The 15,746-nt window shown below is 62.0% G+C and carries 15 protein-coding genes; 9 read left to right on the plus strand and 6 right to left on the minus strand.

The genetic code is table 11. The annotated features are described in order from the left end of the window. Window positions 1-35 precede the first annotated feature (35 nt). The 5 genes from NKI85_RS22700 (at window position 36) to hflX (ending at window position 6,510) form a co-directional block, all read left to right on the plus strand. Entirely contained in the window at window positions 36-2,321 is a 2,286-nt protein-coding gene (locus NKI85_RS22700; protein WP_352523784.1) for a sensor histidine kinase NtrY-like, read from the plus strand. Further along, window positions 2,311-3,672 carry a nitrogen assimilation response regulator NtrX gene (ntrX, locus tag NKI85_RS22705; RefSeq protein WP_352777998.1) on the plus strand — a complete coding sequence of 454 codons (1,362 nt, stop codon included), beginning with the start codon at window positions 2,311-2,313 and terminating at the stop codon, window positions 3,670-3,672. The genes NKI85_RS22700 and ntrX overlap by 11 nt, the downstream gene beginning before the upstream one ends. Window positions 3,673-3,863: 191 nt before the next feature. Beyond that, a complete protein-coding gene (locus NKI85_RS22710) occupies window positions 3,864-4,727 on the plus strand; it encodes a D-amino-acid transaminase (protein ID WP_352778000.1) in 864 nt (287 codons plus the stop codon). 145 nt (window positions 4,728-4,872) lie between these two features. After that, complete coding sequence (hfq, locus tag NKI85_RS22715; protein WP_006202172.1) at window positions 4,873-5,118, plus strand: RNA chaperone Hfq; 246 nt, start codon at window positions 4,873-4,875, stop codon at window positions 5,116-5,118. Continuing rightward, window positions 5,119-6,510, plus strand: a complete 1,392-nt coding sequence (gene hflX, locus NKI85_RS22720) for a GTPase HflX (protein ID WP_352523780.1) — start codon at window positions 5,119-5,121, stop codon at window positions 6,508-6,510. A 6-nt stretch (window positions 6,511-6,516) separates the two neighbouring features. Here hflX and mazG read toward each other — a convergent pair whose 3' ends face one another. Both mazG and NKI85_RS22730 read right to left on the minus strand, forming a co-directional pair. Beyond that, window positions 6,517-7,341: a nucleoside triphosphate pyrophosphohydrolase gene (gene mazG, locus NKI85_RS22725; protein ID WP_352523778.1), complete on the minus strand. Its 825-nt coding sequence runs from the start codon at window positions 7,339-7,341 to the stop codon at window positions 6,517-6,519. 83 nt (window positions 7,342-7,424) lie between these two features. Next, entirely contained in the window at window positions 7,425-8,609 is a 1,185-nt protein-coding gene (locus tag NKI85_RS22730) for an amino acid aminotransferase (protein ID WP_352778003.1), read from the minus strand. Between the two features lie 217 nt (window positions 8,610-8,826). Here NKI85_RS22730 and NKI85_RS22735 point away from each other — a divergent pair, with 217 nt between their 5' ends. Genes NKI85_RS22735 through NKI85_RS22750 form a run of 4 tightly spaced genes read left to right on the plus strand, consistent with a single transcriptional unit; the run spans window position 8,827 to window position 11,451 of the window. Next, window positions 8,827-9,357, plus strand: coding sequence for a sigma-70 family RNA polymerase sigma factor (locus NKI85_RS22735; protein ID WP_502896076.1), 531 nt, complete (start codon window positions 8,827-8,829; stop codon window positions 9,355-9,357). Then, window positions 9,357-10,130: an anti-sigma factor family protein gene (locus tag NKI85_RS22740; RefSeq protein ID WP_352523869.1), complete on the plus strand. Its 774-nt coding sequence runs from the start codon at window positions 9,357-9,359 to the stop codon at window positions 10,128-10,130. The genes NKI85_RS22735 and NKI85_RS22740 overlap by 1 nt, the downstream gene beginning before the upstream one ends. 27 nt (window positions 10,131-10,157) lie before the next feature. Beyond that, window positions 10,158-10,865: a Bax inhibitor-1/YccA family protein gene (locus NKI85_RS22745; RefSeq protein WP_352778006.1), complete on the plus strand. Its 708-nt coding sequence runs from the start codon at window positions 10,158-10,160 to the stop codon at window positions 10,863-10,865. 31 nt (window positions 10,866-10,896) lie between these two features. After that, window positions 10,897-11,451, plus strand: coding sequence for a DUF2076 domain-containing protein (locus NKI85_RS22750; protein ID WP_352778009.1), 555 nt, complete (start codon window positions 10,897-10,899; stop codon window positions 11,449-11,451). An 89-nt stretch (window positions 11,452-11,540) separates the two neighbouring features. Here the strand turns inward: NKI85_RS22750 and NKI85_RS22755 are convergent, their stop codons facing one another. From NKI85_RS22755 to metG, 4 genes are all read right to left on the minus strand, one after another. After that, the gene (locus NKI85_RS22755) at window positions 11,541-12,140 is read right to left on the minus strand and encodes a hypothetical protein (protein ID WP_352778011.1); all 600 of its coding nucleotides are present in this window, start codon (window positions 12,138-12,140) and stop codon (window positions 11,541-11,543) included. A gap of 399 nt (window positions 12,141-12,539) precedes the next feature. Then, entirely contained in the window at window positions 12,540-13,358 is an 819-nt protein-coding gene (locus tag NKI85_RS22760) for an MBL fold metallo-hydrolase (protein WP_352778013.1), read from the minus strand. Window positions 13,359-13,361: 3 nt separating this feature from the next. After that, complete coding sequence (locus tag NKI85_RS22765) at window positions 13,362-14,156, minus strand: TatD family hydrolase (RefSeq protein WP_352523768.1); 795 nt, start codon at window positions 14,154-14,156, stop codon at window positions 13,362-13,364. Further along, window positions 14,156-15,742: a methionine--tRNA ligase gene (gene metG, locus NKI85_RS22770; RefSeq protein WP_352523867.1), complete on the minus strand. Its 1,587-nt coding sequence runs from the start codon at window positions 15,740-15,742 to the stop codon at window positions 14,156-14,158. The genes NKI85_RS22765 and metG overlap by 1 nt, the downstream gene beginning before the upstream one ends. Window positions 15,743-15,746 lie beyond the last annotated feature (4 nt).

Consider the following 15,746-nt stretch of genomic DNA (forward strand, 5'->3'; position numbering starts at 1 on the left):
TACATCCGACGCAATCACTGGCTCCAGACGGCGACATGGCTTCACAGACACCAATATTGAGAGAGCCGCTTTTCAGCGGTACCGGCGCGCGGGACGGGCGCCGGCTGCTTGCACTGCCCGGCGTGGTCGCCGTTGCCGGTGCGCTGGTGACGGCGGCAATCTCCTTCGCCATTCTTGTCGGCGCCACGCCGATCACGCCCGACGCGAGGACCACGCTGGCACTGATTGCGCTCAACGCCGCGTTCGTTCTGTTCCTGATTGCGCTGGTCGGCCGCGAAGTGCATCGCATCCTGATGGCACGCCGGCACGGCAAGGCTGCGTCGCGCCTGCACGTGCGCATCGTGGCGATGTTTGCGCTGGTCGCCGCCATTCCCGCGATCATGGTGGCGATCATCGCGTCGATCACGCTCGACATCGGCCTCGACCGTTGGTTCGAGATCCGCACCAAGACGATCGTTAATTCGTCGTTGTCGATCGCCGACGCCTATGTGCAGGAAAACGCACGGAATCTTCAGGGCACGACGTTGTCGATGGCTTACGACCTCGACGCTTCCCGTACGCTTTACGGCCTCGATCGCACCGGTTTCCTAGATCTTATGAACAAGGAGGCCGTAGGACGCTCGCTGGCACACGCAGCACTCATCAAGCCCGATGGTTCCTTTGTCATGAGCGCCAAGACCGACGCGGACTTTGCCATGCCGGAGCCGCCGGAGGGTGCCGTGGCAAGTGCTGCCGACGGCAAGCCGGTGCTGATCGAGCCGCGCACCCGCAACATCATGGGCGCCATCGTCAAGCTGCGCGAGATTGAAGGGCTCTATCTCTACACCATTCGCCTCGTCGATCCCGAGGTGATCAAGGCACGGCAGATCGTCAAATCCAACACCGCCGAATATCGCGGTCTCGAAGACAATCGCCGCACCTCGCAAGTGGCTTTCGCGCTTCCCTATCTATCACTGACGCTGATCATCATCCTGTCCGCCATCTGGACCGGCATTGCGGTGGCCGACCGCCTGGTGCGGCCGATTCGTCAGCTTATCGGCGCGGCCGACGAGGTCGCCACCGGCAATCTCGACGTAGCCGTGCCCGTCCGCCCTTCCGACGGTGACGTCGCCTCACTCGGCGACACCTTCAACAAGATGCTGATGGAGCTGAAATCGCAGCGCAACGAGATCCTGTCGGCCAAGGATTTGATCGACGAGCGGCGGCGCTTTTCGGAAGCGGTGCTTGCCGGCGTCACCGCCGGGGTCATCGGCGTTGATCCATATGGCATCGTCACTATCGTCAACCGTTCGGCCGAAACGATGCTGGCCATATCCGCTACGGCAGCGCTTGGGCAGAACCTTTCCGCCGTGCTGCCGCATGTCGGCCGCGTCTTCGAGATCGGCCGCAAGTCGGGCAAGCCGGTCTATCGCGAACAGGTCACCTTCTATCGTGCCGGCACTGAACGGACCTTCAACGTGCAGATCACGATCGAAGCCGGCGACGACGGTTCGGAGGATAAATCCTACGTCGTGACAGTCGACGACATTACCGACCTGGTCCAGGCACAGCGTTCCTCCGCATGGGCCGACGTGGCGCGGCGCATCGCTCACGAGATCAAGAACCCGCTGACGCCGATCCAGCTTTCGGCCGAGCGTATCAAGCGCCGTTACGGCAAAGTCATCACCGAGGACCGTGAGGTTTTCGATCAATGCACCGACACCATCATCCGGCAAGTGGAGGACATCGGCCGCATGGTCGACGAGTTCTCGGCGTTCGCCCGCATGCCGAAACCGGAAATGAAGGCCATCGATCTGCGTGATTCGTTGCGCGAAGCCTCGTTCCTGGTCGAAGTGAGCCGGGCCGACATCACCTTCGAGCGCGCCTTCGGCAGTGAGCCGCTCAAAGGCACGTTCGACAGCCGCCTGATGGCGCAGGCTTTCGGCAACGTCATCAAAAACGCTGCCGAAGCCATCGACGGACTTGATGCAGAGGATCGTCCGCACGGCATAATCCGGATTCAAGCCGGGCGTCAGAATGGCGCGATTCGAATCGACGTCATCGACAACGGCAGGGGCTTGCCGCGCGAAAACCGGCAGCGCTTGCTCGAGCCTTACATGACGACACGCGAGAAAGGCACCGGACTTGGCCTCGCTATCGTCAAGAAGATCGTGGAGGACCATGGCGGGCGACTCGAATTGCACGATGCTCCAGCGGAATTCCACGACGGGCGGGGCGCAATGATTAGCATCATCCTGCCGGTTGCCGCCACCGTTCCGATACGCGGCGAAGGTAAGACGGAACACGAAAGAGAAACTGAAAAGGTCGGTAATGGCGTCTGATATTCTCATCGTCGATGACGAGGAAGACATCCGCGAGCTTGTCGCCGGTATCCTGAGCGACGAAGGTCACGAAACCCGCACGGCATTTGATGCCGACAGCGCGCTGGCGGTGGTTGCCGACCGGGCACCCAGGCTGATCTTCCTCGACATCTGGCTGCAGGGCTCGCGCCTGGATGGCCTAGCCTTGCTGGACGAGATCAAGACGATGCACCCGAACCTGCCGGTGGTGATGATCTCGGGCCACGGCAATATCGAAACGGCGGTCTCGGCCATCCGCCGCGGCGCCTATGATTTCATCGAAAAGCCATTCAAGGCCGATAGGCTGATCCTCATTGCCGAACGGGCGCTCGAAACGTCCAAATTGAGACGCGAGGTTTCGGATCTCAAGCTGCGCAGCGGCGAGACTTTCGACCTCATCGGCATGTCGTCGGCGATGAGCCAATTGCGCCAGACCATCGAGCGCGTCGCGCCGACCAACAGCCGCGTCATGATCATCGGCCCCTCCGGCTCGGGCAAGGAACTGGCGGCGCGCGCCATCCACGCGCTGTCGGCGCGCAAGACTGCACCGTTTGTGACGCTGAGCGCCGCCAACATCACGCCAGAGCGTATGGAGATCGAGCTGTTCGGCACCGAATCGAACGGCGTCGAACGCAAGGTCGGTGCGCTGGAGGAAGCCCATCGCGGCATTCTCTACATCGATGAAGTGGCCGACATGCCGCGCGAGACGCAAAACAAGATCCTGCGCGTGCTGGTCGAACAGCAGTTCGAGCGGGTAGGGGGCACTAAGCGCGTCAAGGTCGACGTGCGCATCATCTCGTCGACCTCGCAGAATCTGGAAGCCATGATCGCCGACGGCCGTTTTCGTGAGGATCTTTATCATCGCCTGGCCGTGGTTCCGGTCATGGTGCCGGGACTGGCCGAGCGTCGCGAGGACATTCCTTATCTGGTCGATAATTTCATGAAACAGATCGCTCGCCAGGCCGGCATCAAGCCGCGCCGCATCGGCGACGATGCGCTGGCGGTGCTGCAGGCGCACAACTGGCCGGGCAACGTTCGCCAGTTACGCAACAATGTCGAGCGGCTGATGATCCTGGCGCGCGGCGACGATGTTGATGCGCCGATCACCGCCGATCTCCTGCCTGCCGAGATCGGCGACGTCATGCCGCGCACTCCAAACAAGTCCGATCAGCACATAATGGCGCTGCCGCTGCGGGAAGCGCGCGAACAATTCGAGAAGGACTATCTGATCGCCCAGATCAACCGTTTTGGCGGCAACATCTCGAAGACGGCCGAGTTTATCGGCATGGAACGCTCCGCATTGCACCGCAAACTGAAGTCGCTGGGCGTCTGACAGCCAACCAGTCGTGGCCCACGCAATTATCGGTTACGGCGGCCGTGGAATCGCATAAGAAAGCACTACAGCGCCGCGCGTCTTTTGGGACGCGCAAAGGACGCTGTAGCATTTTGATTTTTGCGCATGATCCTTTCCGAAAATCGATTCCGATTTTCGGGGTCATGCGCTGACTTCTCCAGGGATTACCCATGTCGCGCATTGCCTATGTGAACGGACGCTATGTCGCTCACGCCGAAGCTTCCGTGCATATCGAGGACCGTGGCTATCAATTCGCCGACGGCGTCTACGAGGTCTGCGAGGTAGCAAGGGGGTTCATCGTCGACATGCCGCGCCATCTCGCCCGTTTGAACCGCTCGCTCACCGAACTCTCGATCGACTGGCCGATCACGCGCGGCGTGCTGCCGCTCGTCATGCGCGAAGTGGTGCGCCGCAACCATGTCGTCGACGGCCTGGTCTATGTCCAGGTGACACGCGGTGTCGCCAGCCGTGAGTTTTTCTTCCCGCCGGCAGGCACGAAGCCGTCGCTGGTGGTGACCGCCAAAAAAGCCGATCCTGCAGCTGCCGCGAAGCGGGCCGAGAGTGGGATCCGGGTTATCACGGTGCCGGAGAACCGATGGGATCGGGTCGATATCAAGTCGGTCGGCCTGTTGCCGAACGTGCTGGCCAAGCAGAAGGCCAAGGAAGCCGGCGCCCAGGAGGCGTGGTTCGTCGATGTTGACGGCACCGTCAAGGAAGGCGGATCGTCGAATGCCTGGATCATCACCAGGGATGGCGTGCTGGTGACGCGTCCGGCCGAGCACGGCATCTTGCGCGGTATCACCCGCACGACGCTGTTCGACGTGGCCGCCAAGCTCGGCCTGAAGATCGAGGAGCGCGGTTTTTCGGTTGCCGAAGCCAAGGCCGCACGCGAGGTCTTCATCAGTTCCGCGACCACGATCGCCATGCCGGTGGTGGCAATCGATGGCGCTCCCGTCGCCAACGGCCACCCGGGTTCGATAACAGTTTCATTAAGGCAGGCCTTTTTTGACGTTGCGGAAAAAAGTCCAGCCTGATAACCGCACAGATGGAATGAACATCAATATATCTCGTTCTGCTTGTCGTTGCTGACGGCAAGATGGTGTTTGCGTGCTTGACATGTGCCGGCTAATTTGGCGCATTGGCTCGCAAACCGAAGGGGATCGGCGAAAGACAAGAACAATGGCGGAACGATCGCAAAATCTTCAGGACCTGTTCCTGAATTCAGTTCGCAAGAGCAAAAACCCACTCACCATCTTTCTCATCAACGGCGTGAAGCTGACCGGGGTGGTCACTTCGTTCGACAATTTCTGTGTACTGCTGCGTCGCGACGGCCATTCCCAGCTCGTCTACAAGCACGCCATTTCCACGATCATGCCGAGCCAGCCGGTTCAGATGTTCGATGGTGAGGAAAGCCAGGGCGCCTGATTGGCACGTGAGAAAGACGCGGACCGCAGCGTTCGCGGAAAACCAGCACATCAGACCGGGACAGTGGCCAAAGGTCCGACCCGGGCAGTGGTCATCGTGCCGGTGCTTACCCGGCAGCCGCGTGGCGACGACGACACCAATCGCCCGCGCCTGACCCGTTCCGCCGAGGCCCGTCGCGACGAGGCGGTCGGCCTTGCCAGCGCCATCGACCTTGACCTGGTTCACACGGCGGTGGTGACCGTCAACGATCCACGCCCTGCGACCTTGCTCGGCAGCGGCAAGGTCGCCGAGTTCGCCGAGATCGTCAAAGAGGGTCACGCGGAAGTGGTCATTGTCGATCATCCGCTGACGCCGGTACAGCAGCGCAACCTTGAAAAAGAGTTGAACGCCAAGGTGCTGGACCGCACCGGCCTGATCCTTGAGATTTTCGGCGAGCGCGCCCGCACCAAGGAAGGCACGCTGCAGGTCGATCTTGCCCATCTGAACTATCAGAAGGGCCGCCTTGTGCGGAGCTGGACCCACCTCGAGCGCCAGCGCGGCGGCGCCGGCTTTCTCGGCGGCCCCGGCGAGACGCAGATCGAGTCGGACCGGCGTGTGCTTCAGGACAAGATCACCAAGCTGAAGCACGAGCTAGAAACCGTGCGCCGCACCCGCGACCTGCACCGCGCCAAGCGCAAGAAGGTGCCGTTTCCGGTGGTGGCGATCGTCGGCTACACCAATGCCGGCAAGTCGACGATGTTCAACCGGCTGACCGGAGCGGGGGTGCTGGCGGAAGACATGCTGTTTGCCACGCTCGACCCGACGCTGCGCCGTGTGCGCCTGCCGCATGGCACGCCGATCATCCTTTCGGATACGGTCGGCTTCATTTCCGACCTGCCGACACATCTGGTCGCGGCCTTCAGGGCGACGCTGGAGGAGGTGGTCGAGGCAGACCTCGTCATTCATCTGCGCGACATCTCCGACCCCGATACGGCGGCGCAGGCCGAGGATGTCGAGCGCATTCTTGCCGACCTCGGCGTCGATGCGCGCGATAGCAAGCGCGTCATAGAAGTGTGGAATAAGATCGACCGGCTCGACGAAGGCAACCGGGCGCGGCTGCTTGCCGATGGCGCTGATGGCAAGAAGGCGCCGCCGATCGCCATATCGGCGGTTACCGGAGAGGGTATCGATACGCTGAAGGCGATCATCGAGACGATGATGTCGGGCGAACTGGAATCGTTTACCGTCACGCTCAAGCCCGACCAACTCGGCGTCGTCGACTGGCTCTACCGCAACGGCGACATTGCCTCGCGCGATGACAATGAGGATGGCAGCGTGACCATCTCGCTCAAGGCCACACACAGTGCTCGGCAAGAGATCGAAAGCCGATTGCGCCGTCAAAACAACGGGTAGGGGCTTTTATTTCGCGTTTTTTGCCTGCTGCCAAAGCGCTTCCATTTCGTCCAGCGTCGCCTCTTCGAGGGTGTTTCCCGACGCGTGCAGCGTCCGCTCGATATAATGGAAACGTGCCCGGAATTTTTCGTTGGTGCCGCTGAGTGCCGCTTCGGAATCGATTTTAAGGTGCCGGCCGAGATTGACGACGGCAAACAGCATGTCGCCGAATTCGTCCTTGATCGGCGCAGTGTCGCCTTTGGCCAGCGCCTCGCGCAATTCGCCGATCTCCTCCTCGATCTTGTCGAGGATCGGTGCCGCCTCGCTCCAGTCGAAGCCAACGCGGGCGGCCTTTTCCTGCAGCTTGAGCGCCCGGGTCAGCGCGGGCAGGGCGACCGGCACGCTGTCGAGAAAGCCTTGGCCGTGGTCTTCCGGGTGGAGCCCGCGGGCGAGGCGCGCACTGCGCTTCTCCGCCTTCTCCTCCGCCTTGATCTTTTCCCACATGCCCTTGGCCATGCCGGCGCTGCGCGCCTTCTCGTCGCCGAAGACATGCGGGTGGCGGCGGATCATTTTAGTGGTGATGGCCTGGACCACATCGCCGAATGAAAATTCGCCGGCCTCCTCGGCCATTTGCGCGTGGTAGACCACTTGCAGCAGGAGGTCACCGAGCTCATCGCGCAGATCGTCGAGGTCGCCGCGCGCGATTGCGTCCGCCACTTCGTAGGCTTCCTCTATCGTGTATGGCGCGATTGTCGAAAAGTCCTGCTCGACGTCCCACGGACAGCCGGTTTCCGGCGCCCGCAGCGCTGCCATGATCTCGATCAGCCGGGAAATGTCTTTCGATGGATTCATCTGGCGAACGCTATCCTGCGCCCGGCCGCGCGGCCAACGGCTTCAGCCGGCGAGGGCGCAATGTCCACAGTTGGACGCCTATGTCAGTCGAGCACGGAGACAATCGCCTTGGCGAGCGCGTCCATGCCGTCCTCAGGCAGGCCGGCAACGTTGATGCGGCTGTCGCCGACCATATAGATACCATGGTCGGCGCGCAGCCGCTCGACTTGCGCTTCCGACAGGCCAAGCCGGGAAAACATGCCGCGATGGCTGGCGACGAAATCGAAACGATCGGAGGTCGACTGCCGGCGCAGCGCCTCGGCGAACTGGACGCGAAGCCGCAGCATGCGCAGGCGCATCTCTTCAAGCTCTGCTTCCCAGTCGGCCCGCAATGCGGGGTCTTCAAGCACCATGCGCACCGCAGCCGCGCCATGGTCCGGCGGCATCGAATACATGGCGCGCGCCGCCGACAGCATCTGGCCCATCGCCACATCCGCCTGAGTGCCGTCTTTCGCCATGATCATGGCCGCGCCAACGCGGTCGCGATAGACGGCAAAGTTCTTCGAGCAACTCGAGGCAACGACCATTTCAGGGACTTTCGCCGCCAGCAGGCGCAAGCCGGCGGCGTCCGCATCAAGCCCCTCGCCAAAGCCCTGATAGGCAATGTCGACAAAGGGCAGCAGGCCGCGCTCGCTGACAAGATCCGCAACGGCAGCCCATTGCGCCGCGTCCAGATTGGCGCCCGTCGGGTTGTGGCAACAGCCATGCAGCAGCACGACGTCGCCGGGATGCGCGGTTCTCAATGCATTCAGCATGTCGTCGAAGCGCACCGCGCCCGAGGCAGCGTCGAAATAGGGATACTCGTGTATATGCAGGCCAGCGGCGCGCATCACCGGCATGTGGTTCGGCCATGTCGGGTCCGACAGCCAGATCGTTGCCTCGGCGCGTGTCCTTTTCAGCAATTCGGCGACCAGCCGCAGCGCGCCGGAGCCGCCGGGCGCCTGCGCAGCGCGGATGCGCGTCATGTCGGCCGCCGGGCCGAACACCAACCTAGCCATTGCGGCATTGAAGGCGGTGTCGCCGGCAAGGCCGAGATAAGTCTTGGTGTCCTGGCTTTGCAGCAGGCGCTTTTCGGCTTCGCGCACAGCGCGCATCACCGGCGTCTTGCCGTCGCGATCCTTGTAGACGCCGACGCCGAGATCGACCTTGTCGGGACGCGGATCGGCGCGATAGAGGCCGATCAAGGCAAGGATCTTGTCGGCAGGCGCGGGCTGGAGATTTTCGAACATCGATAAGGTTCCGTTGGCGGCGGAGTGATACGCAAACCGGCCGTGCTTTGCCAGCGGTTTCATGTGCGCCAACTCAACGCCGGTTTTCCTCGAGCCCGGCCGATACTATCTGCCGGACTAGGGCAGGCGCGATATCTCCCAGAAAGAGCGCAGCGAGCCGCGCAAGAAAAATTCGGGGAAGCGGGATTAAAATCCCGACCTGCTCCGTAAACAGGACATGAAACGGCCGATGCCACGCTTCGATATTCTGGGACAGCTCGGTTCGCTGCGCCGCTACGCACGCTCGCTGACACGCGACAGCGCCGATGCCGAGGATTTGGTGCATGATGCGCTGGTGCGCGCCTATGAGCGACGCGGCAGCTTTCGCTCCGGCGGAAATCTTCGCGTATGGCTGCTGTCGATCGTCCACAATGCGTTCATCGACGGCTTGCGATCCCGCAAATCCGAAGCGATGCGCGTCGAGCAGGCCGGCTATCTCGCCGAGGCCAGCGTCCAGGCTCCCCAGGAACATTCAGTTCGTCTGGCACAGGTGCGCGACGCCTTTTTCACATTGCCGGAAGAGCAACGTTGCGCGCTGGATCTCGTTGCCATCGAGGGGCTTAGCTACAGCGAGGCGGCCGAGGTCAGCGGCGTGCCGCTTGGCACGCTGATGTCGCGCATCGGCAGAGCGCGTGCGGCCCTCCGCGAGATGGAGGACGCGGCACCGGCATGCACGAAAGGCCATCTGAAGATCGTCGGAGGTCGATGATGAACCAACTGCGCGATCCTGTGACCGATACCGATCTCTATGCCTACGTCGACGATCAGCTGGACGTTGCGCGGCGCATCGAGGTCGAAGCATTTCTTTCCGCGCGCCCGCAAGCGGCGGCGCGCGTGATGTCCGATCTCCGGACGCGTGACGAGCTGCGCGTGGCGCTTGCCGGATCGAAGGCCATGGCGCAGCCGAGAACGACCGATGCGGCACGGCGGCTGGAGCGAGGCTTGGCGCGCGGCCGCGTTCTCGGTGCTTTGCAGCGGGCGGCGGCGGTCGCTGTTTTCGTTGCCGCCGGCTGGCTTGCGAATGGGCTCATCGGACCGATATCGGTGACGGAAGTCGTCGCCTCGACCCATCCGCCCGCTTTTGTGGAGGAGGCGATCCGGGCGCACCGGACGACGCTCGTGCGCGAAGCCATGTCGTCGCAATCCGAAGCGCCCAACTACAATGCCGACGAAATCCGCGCTGCCACGGCGATCATTATGCCGTCACTGCCAAAGGACTGGAAAGTCCGTGACGTGCAGATCTACCCGTCACAGTTCGGCCCGAGCGTCGAGATGGCTGTCGAGACAAGGGAGATGGGCCTGCTCTCGCTGTTCGCTATCCGGCCCGGAACATTCGACGTCGTCAGGCCGACTGTCGTTCCGTCGGGCGAAGTTTCCTCGGCCTATTTCCAGATCGGCGAGGTCGCCTACGCAGTCGTCGCACGTAGCGGCGTCCAGGGCCTCGATCGCACGGCCGAAGCGCTCGCCAGAACGCTTTACTAATCGACTACCTCGAAGAAGGAGAACCAAATGAACAATCTGGGATATATCGGGGCCGGAGCCCGAGCCGGAGCAGTCTATGACGAGGGCCTGCGCCGGCACATGCTGCGCGTCTATAACTACATGGGCCTTGGCCTCGTCGTCACCGGCTTGATCGCGTTCGTGGTGTCTTCCACGCCCGCCCTTTACGTGCCGATCTTCTCCACTCCGCTGAAATGGGTGGTGATGCTGGCGCCGCTGGCCTTTGTGCTGCTGTTCTCATTCCGGATGCAGACGATGTCGGCAGCCGGCGCGCAGGCGATGTTCTGGGCTTTCTGTGCGGTCATGGGCCTGTCGCTGGCTTCCGTGTTCCTGGTCTTTACCGGCACCAGCATCGCGCGCACCTTCTTCATCGCCGCCACCATGTTCGGTGCGACCAGCCTTTACGGCAACACGACCAAACGCGACCTGACGCAGTTCTCGTCCTTTCTGATCATGGGCCTGATCGGCGTGGTGATCGCCAGCATCGTCAACATCTTCCTGGGCTCGACCGCGCTGCAGTTTGCGATCTCGGTGATCGGCATCGCCGTCTTCGTCGGGCTCACCGCCTGGGACACGCAGACGATCAAGGAGCAGTACGCCGAAAACTTCGGCGCGGAAACGCAGCAAAAGCTCGCCGTCTTCGGCGCATTCTCGCTCTATCTGAACTTCATCAACATCTTTCAGCTGCTGCTGAACTTCACCGGCGAGCGCGAATAGACGCGTCAGACCAAGACCGGAGTAGTACATCATGGACAGAAACGACCAGCAGGCGATCGGACAGCTCTTCGAGAAGCTGGCAAATGTCGAGCGCCAGGCGCCGCCGCGCGATGCCGAAGCAGAGCGCTTCATCCAGGACCAGCTCACCCAGCAGCCTGGGGCGCCATATTACATGGCACAGACGATCGTGGTGCAGGAACAGGCCCTGAACGCAGCGCAGGCGCGCATCGAAGAACTGGAAGAGCAGGCGCGGCAGCCGGCCGGCGGTGGACCGCTCAGCGGCTTCTTCGGCCGCAGCGGAGGCAGGCGCACAGGCTCGGTTCCGCGGGTAGGGCACACGGCCTCCGCTGCAACGGAGGAGCCGCAAGATCCGCCACAACGGGCAGGCGGCGGGTTCCTTGCCGGCGCCGCGCAGACTGCGATGGGCGTGGCCGGCGGCGTGCTGCTCGGCAACGCGATCGCCGGCATGTTTGGTGGCAACGAAGCGCAGGCAGCCGAACAGCCGGCACCCCAATCAGACGAAGCTGGCCAGCCAGACGATGCTGGCTCCGATAATGGCGGTGACTTCGGCGATATGGAATTCTGACGAGCGACCCAGCCTGCGCCGGTGCTCGTGGCGTTGCCGGTCAGCAGACAGGCGAGGGCAGCATCCGGGAAGCGAGCCCTCGCCGGCGGCTAATAGCCCAAGCGCTTCAATTCAGCCTTGACCGCCCTGATCGTCTTGAAGCGGAAACGCTTTGTCGTGCCGTCGCGCCATCCGCAGTCGCAGGTGGCGTCGAACTTTTGGCTCACTTTCAATTGGGTCAACGCTTTCTGACCCGGTTTGGGGGTGTCGAAGAAGCGAACTTCATAGAGCGTCCCCGAGACATCGTAGTGCGACACTGGCCAGGCAAGTATGACGATCAGCTCCTTTGCCGGATCGTGATCGGCGTTGACGAGGCCGAGCGCTGTAATCTCCGGCGTGCCGCCTTCGTGTTCGCCAACCGTGACCTGGATTGCACGGTACCCGTTGGGCTGCTGCTGTAGCGCGACGAGTGGGCGTTCCGGATATTCCTCAGTGGTCTGGTAATCGACGAACAGCGTCTGGAGCCCTTTCCAGGTCACGGCTGTCGTGTGCGGGTCAGCGTTGTCCGCGAACCCAACAACACGTTTCGCGAAAGCCAGGTCATTCTCGCCTGGAGCATGATTGAGATCCTGCGCTCGCGTGTCGGTGAATGCGCAGGCGACAGCGAAGACAAAACCTGCAAACGACCAAAGTCTCTTCATGATTCGCAACTTAGCATGCTGTTGCGAATGTTTGCGATCTCACTCCAACTAGAACTGCAATGCGGCGCTCAAGAAGTTTAGCTTTGAGCGCACGTCATGAGAACGAGCGTGCGCGATCTCTGCAAGCCTCGCTTGCGCCATACGGCCGGGGCACTGGGACACGATCGGCGATCACGTTGAAGCGGGAGAGACGCTGGAAAATGTCGCGTCTCTAACTTGCTCAACCGTCGCATTCCTAAAATGGCTACAAGCTTCAGTCGCATAAGATAGATTATGGAACTGACATGGCCGATAGGATGTGGCGTGGAGATAGCATAAGCGAGCCGCTGGGCGGTTTTGGAGCGAGAATTGGTTTCATGCATCTCGCGAGACCTAATCCTGGAACCCAGCCATGAAAAACTTGGTCCTTCACGCTGATTTGTAAGGGATTTCGATCCTCATGCCGTCATAGGCAGGCTCGACGTTGACCGGCGTCTCGGCCATCACCGTGGCGTAGTCGAGCGGCACATGCATATGCGTCAGCACGGCGTTCTTCGGCGCCAGTCTTTCGATCCAGCCAAGCGCCTGGCCAAGCGACAGATGACTCGGATGGATGGTGTACTGCAGCGCATCGATGACCAGCATGTCCAGCCCTTGCAGACGCTCGGCGGTCGCTTCGGGAAAGTCGCTTATGTCAGGACAATAAGCGAGATTGCCGATACGAAAACCCAGCGAGATGATGTCGCCATGGATCTGCGGCAGCGGTTCGAGGGTGAGGGCACCGCCCTCGCCTCCGATCACCACCGGCCTGGCGTGGTCAATGATATGGGCGTTGACGATCGGCGGGTACGAACTGCCTTTCGGCGTTTCGAAACAGTAGCGAAACGCTTCCCGCAGCCGCAGCATGGTGGCCTGGTCGGCATGGATGTCGATCCGGTGGCGCTGCTCGATCACGAAGCCACGCAAATCGTCGATGCCGTGGATATGGTCGGCGTGCGGATGCGTATAGATGACCGCATCGATGCGCCTGACCGATGCCAGCAGCATCTGCTCGCGGAAATCCGGGCCGGTGTCGATGACGACAGTGGTCCGGGCGCCATTCGCCGCGATCCGCTCGACCAGCGCTGCGGTGCGCATGCGCCGGTTCCGGGGGTTCGCGGGATCGCAATTGCCCCAGTCGCCGGTGATGCGCGGCGTGCCTGGCGATGAGCCGCAGCCGAGGACGGTAAGGCGCAACCGGTCGCTCATGCGTCAGGCGCCCGGCGCGCTCGGGCGCGGCATTTTCCTGAACAACCGGAAGAAATTATCCGTGGTGACGGTCGCGATCTCGGCGTCGCTGACGCCGATCGTCTCGGCCAGCACCTTGGCTGTATGCGCGACAAAGGCAGGCTCGTTGCGCTTGCCGCGAAACGGGATCGGCGCCAGATACGGCGCGTCGGTTTCGACCAGCAGACGGTCGTGCGGCAGATCGGCGGCGATGGCGCGCAGCTCGGCGGAGTTCTTGAAGGTCAGGATACCCGAAAAGGAAACATAGCCGCCGAGCGCTACGCCGATCTCGGCCAGCCTGTGCCCCGACGAAAAACAGTGCAGGATGAAGGGGAAGGCGCCCTTCCCTGTTTCCTCTTCGAGAATATCAGCCATGTCGTCGTCGGCGTCGCGGGAATGGATGACCAGCGGCAGACCGGTCTCGCGCGCGGCGGCGATGTGGGTGCGAAAGCCCTGCGCCTGTGCATTGCGCGGCGCGTGATCGTAGAAATAGTCGAGCCCGGCCTCGCCGATCGCCACCACTTTGCGATGAGCGGACAGCCGGACCAGATCCTCAACCGTGACATCAAGCTCTTCAGCCGCATTGTGCGGATGAGTGCCGACAGAGCAATAGACATCGTCGAAAGTCTCTGCAATATCAACTATTTGTTGAAAACGCTTCACCCGTGTCGAGATCGTCACCATACGTCCCACCCCGGCCGCGAGGGCGCGGGCGACGATAGCCGCCCGCTCCTCGGCGAAATCCGGAAAGTCGAGATGGCAATGGCTGTCGACCAGCATCAGGCGTTCGCGTCCGGCTGTTCGACATAACGTGGAAACACCGGTTCCGGCACCGGCAGCGCCGTGCCGGGTACCAGCGCATCGCCTTCCGCGACATGCTCAAAATTACGGCTGTCTGCCGGCACCGCCAAAAGATCGAGCAGCTTTGCCGCCGAGTCTGGAATAAAGGGCTGGCACAGCAACCCGACACGCCGGATCACCTCAGCCGTCGTCCACAGCACCGTTTCCATGCGTGCCGGATCGGTCTTCTTCAGCGCCCACGGCTCCTGCCCGGCGAAATAGCGGTTGGCTTCGGCCACCACGCCGAAGATCGCCGCCAGCGCCAGATGGATACCCTGGTCGGCCATCGTCCTGCGCGCCGTGACAAGGGCGACATCTGCCTGATCGAGGATCGCCTTGTCGGCGTCGCTCAATTGGCCACGCTTCGGCACCACGCCGCCGCAGTTCTTGGCGATCATCGACAGCGAGCGCTGTGCCAGATTGCCGAGATCGTTGGCAAGGTCGGCATTGGTGCGGTTGACGATCGCATCATGGCTGTAGCTGCCGTCCTGGCCGAACGGCACTTCGCGCAGGAAGAAATAGCGCACCTGGTCGAGCCCGTAATGCTCGATCATGGCGAACGGGTCGATGACGTTGCCGACCGACTTCGACATTTTCTCCCCGCGGTTGAACAAAAAACCATGCGCGAACACGCGCTTCGGCAATTCGATGCCAGCCGACATCAGGAAAGCCGGCCAGTAGACCGCGTGGAAGCGCACGATATCCTTGCCGATGACGTGGACGTTTGCCGGCCAGAAAGACCATCTCTCATTGGCCGGATCCGGATAACCGGCGGCGGTGATGTAGTTGGTCAAGGCGTCGACCCAGACATACATCACATGCTTGTCGTCTCCCGGCACCGGCACGCCCCATTTGAACGTGGTGCGCGAGATGGACAGATCCCTCAGGCCGGATTTGACGAAGCTGACGATCTCATTGCGCCGCTCCGCCGGTCCGACGAATTCGGGGCTGTTCTCGTACAGTGCGAGCAGCCTGTCCTGATAGGCGGAAAGCCGAAAGAAGTAGCTTTCTTCTTCGGTCCATTCGACGGGCGAGCCGAGCGGTTCACGGCGCACGCCGTCGTCGCCGACCTTGGTTTCGGCCTCGTCGAAATAGGCTTCCTGCCGCACCGAATACCAGCCGCTGTAGCGGTCGAGGTAAATGTCGCCATTCTCAGCCATGCGTGTCCAGATCGCCTGGCAGGCCTTGTAGTGCCGCTCCTCGGTAGTTCGGATAAAAACGTCGTTCGAGCAGCCGGTCGCTTCGAGCATCGAACGGAAGATCGCCGAATTGCGATCGGCAAGCACCTTCGGCGTCAGGCCTTCGGCGTCCGCCGTCTGCTGCATCTTCAAGCCGTGCTCGTCGGTCCCCGAGACGAAGAAGACGTCCTTGCCGTCGAGCCGCTGGAAGCGGGCAAGCGTGTCGCTGGCGATCACATTGTAGGCATGGCCGATATGCGGCTTGCCGTTCGGATAGAAAATCGGCGTCGTGACGTAGTATTTTTCGCGTGACATGGATGAGCCGTCATGAATGTCAGAATGAAAGATGTCG

Source organism: Mesorhizobium sp. M0571 (assembly GCF_040320985.1).
Classification (GTDB): domain Bacteria; phylum Pseudomonadota; class Alphaproteobacteria; order Rhizobiales; family Rhizobiaceae; genus Mesorhizobium.

What these genes read in the sequence shown, in the direction of transcription:
- NKI85_RS22700 (WP_352523784.1), top strand. Translation starts at nt 36, where the DNA reads ATGGCTTCACAGACACCAATATTGAGAGAGCCGCTTTTCAGCGGTACC.
- ntrX (WP_352777998.1), top strand. Translation starts at nt 2,311, where the DNA reads ATGGCGTCTGATATTCTCATCGTCGATGACGAGGAAGACATCCGCGAG.
- NKI85_RS22710 (WP_352778000.1), top strand. Translation starts at nt 3,864, where the DNA reads ATGTCGCGCATTGCCTATGTGAACGGACGCTATGTCGCTCACGCCGAA.
- hfq (WP_006202172.1), top strand. Translation starts at nt 4,873, where the DNA reads ATGGCGGAACGATCGCAAAATCTTCAGGACCTGTTCCTGAATTCAGTT.
- mazG (WP_352523778.1), bottom strand. Translation starts at nt 7,341, where the DNA reads ATGAATCCATCGAAAGACATTTCCCGGCTGATCGAGATCATGGCAGCG.
- NKI85_RS22730 (WP_352778003.1), bottom strand. Translation starts at nt 8,609, where the DNA reads ATGTTCGAAAATCTCCAGCCCGCGCCTGCCGACAAGATCCTTGCCTTG.
- NKI85_RS22735 (WP_502896076.1), top strand. Translation starts at nt 8,827, where the DNA reads ATGAAACGGCCGATGCCACGCTTCGATATTCTGGGACAGCTCGGTTCG.
- NKI85_RS22740 (WP_352523869.1), top strand. Translation starts at nt 9,357, where the DNA reads ATGAACCAACTGCGCGATCCTGTGACCGATACCGATCTCTATGCCTAC.
- NKI85_RS22745 (WP_352778006.1), top strand. Translation starts at nt 10,158, where the DNA reads ATGAACAATCTGGGATATATCGGGGCCGGAGCCCGAGCCGGAGCAGTC.
- NKI85_RS22750 (WP_352778009.1), top strand. Translation starts at nt 10,897, where the DNA reads ATGGACAGAAACGACCAGCAGGCGATCGGACAGCTCTTCGAGAAGCTG.
- NKI85_RS22760 (WP_352778013.1), bottom strand. Translation starts at nt 13,358, where the DNA reads ATGAGCGACCGGTTGCGCCTTACCGTCCTCGGCTGCGGCTCATCGCCA.
- NKI85_RS22765 (WP_352523768.1), bottom strand. Translation starts at nt 14,156, where the DNA reads ATGCTGGTCGACAGCCATTGCCATCTCGACTTTCCGGATTTCGCCGAG.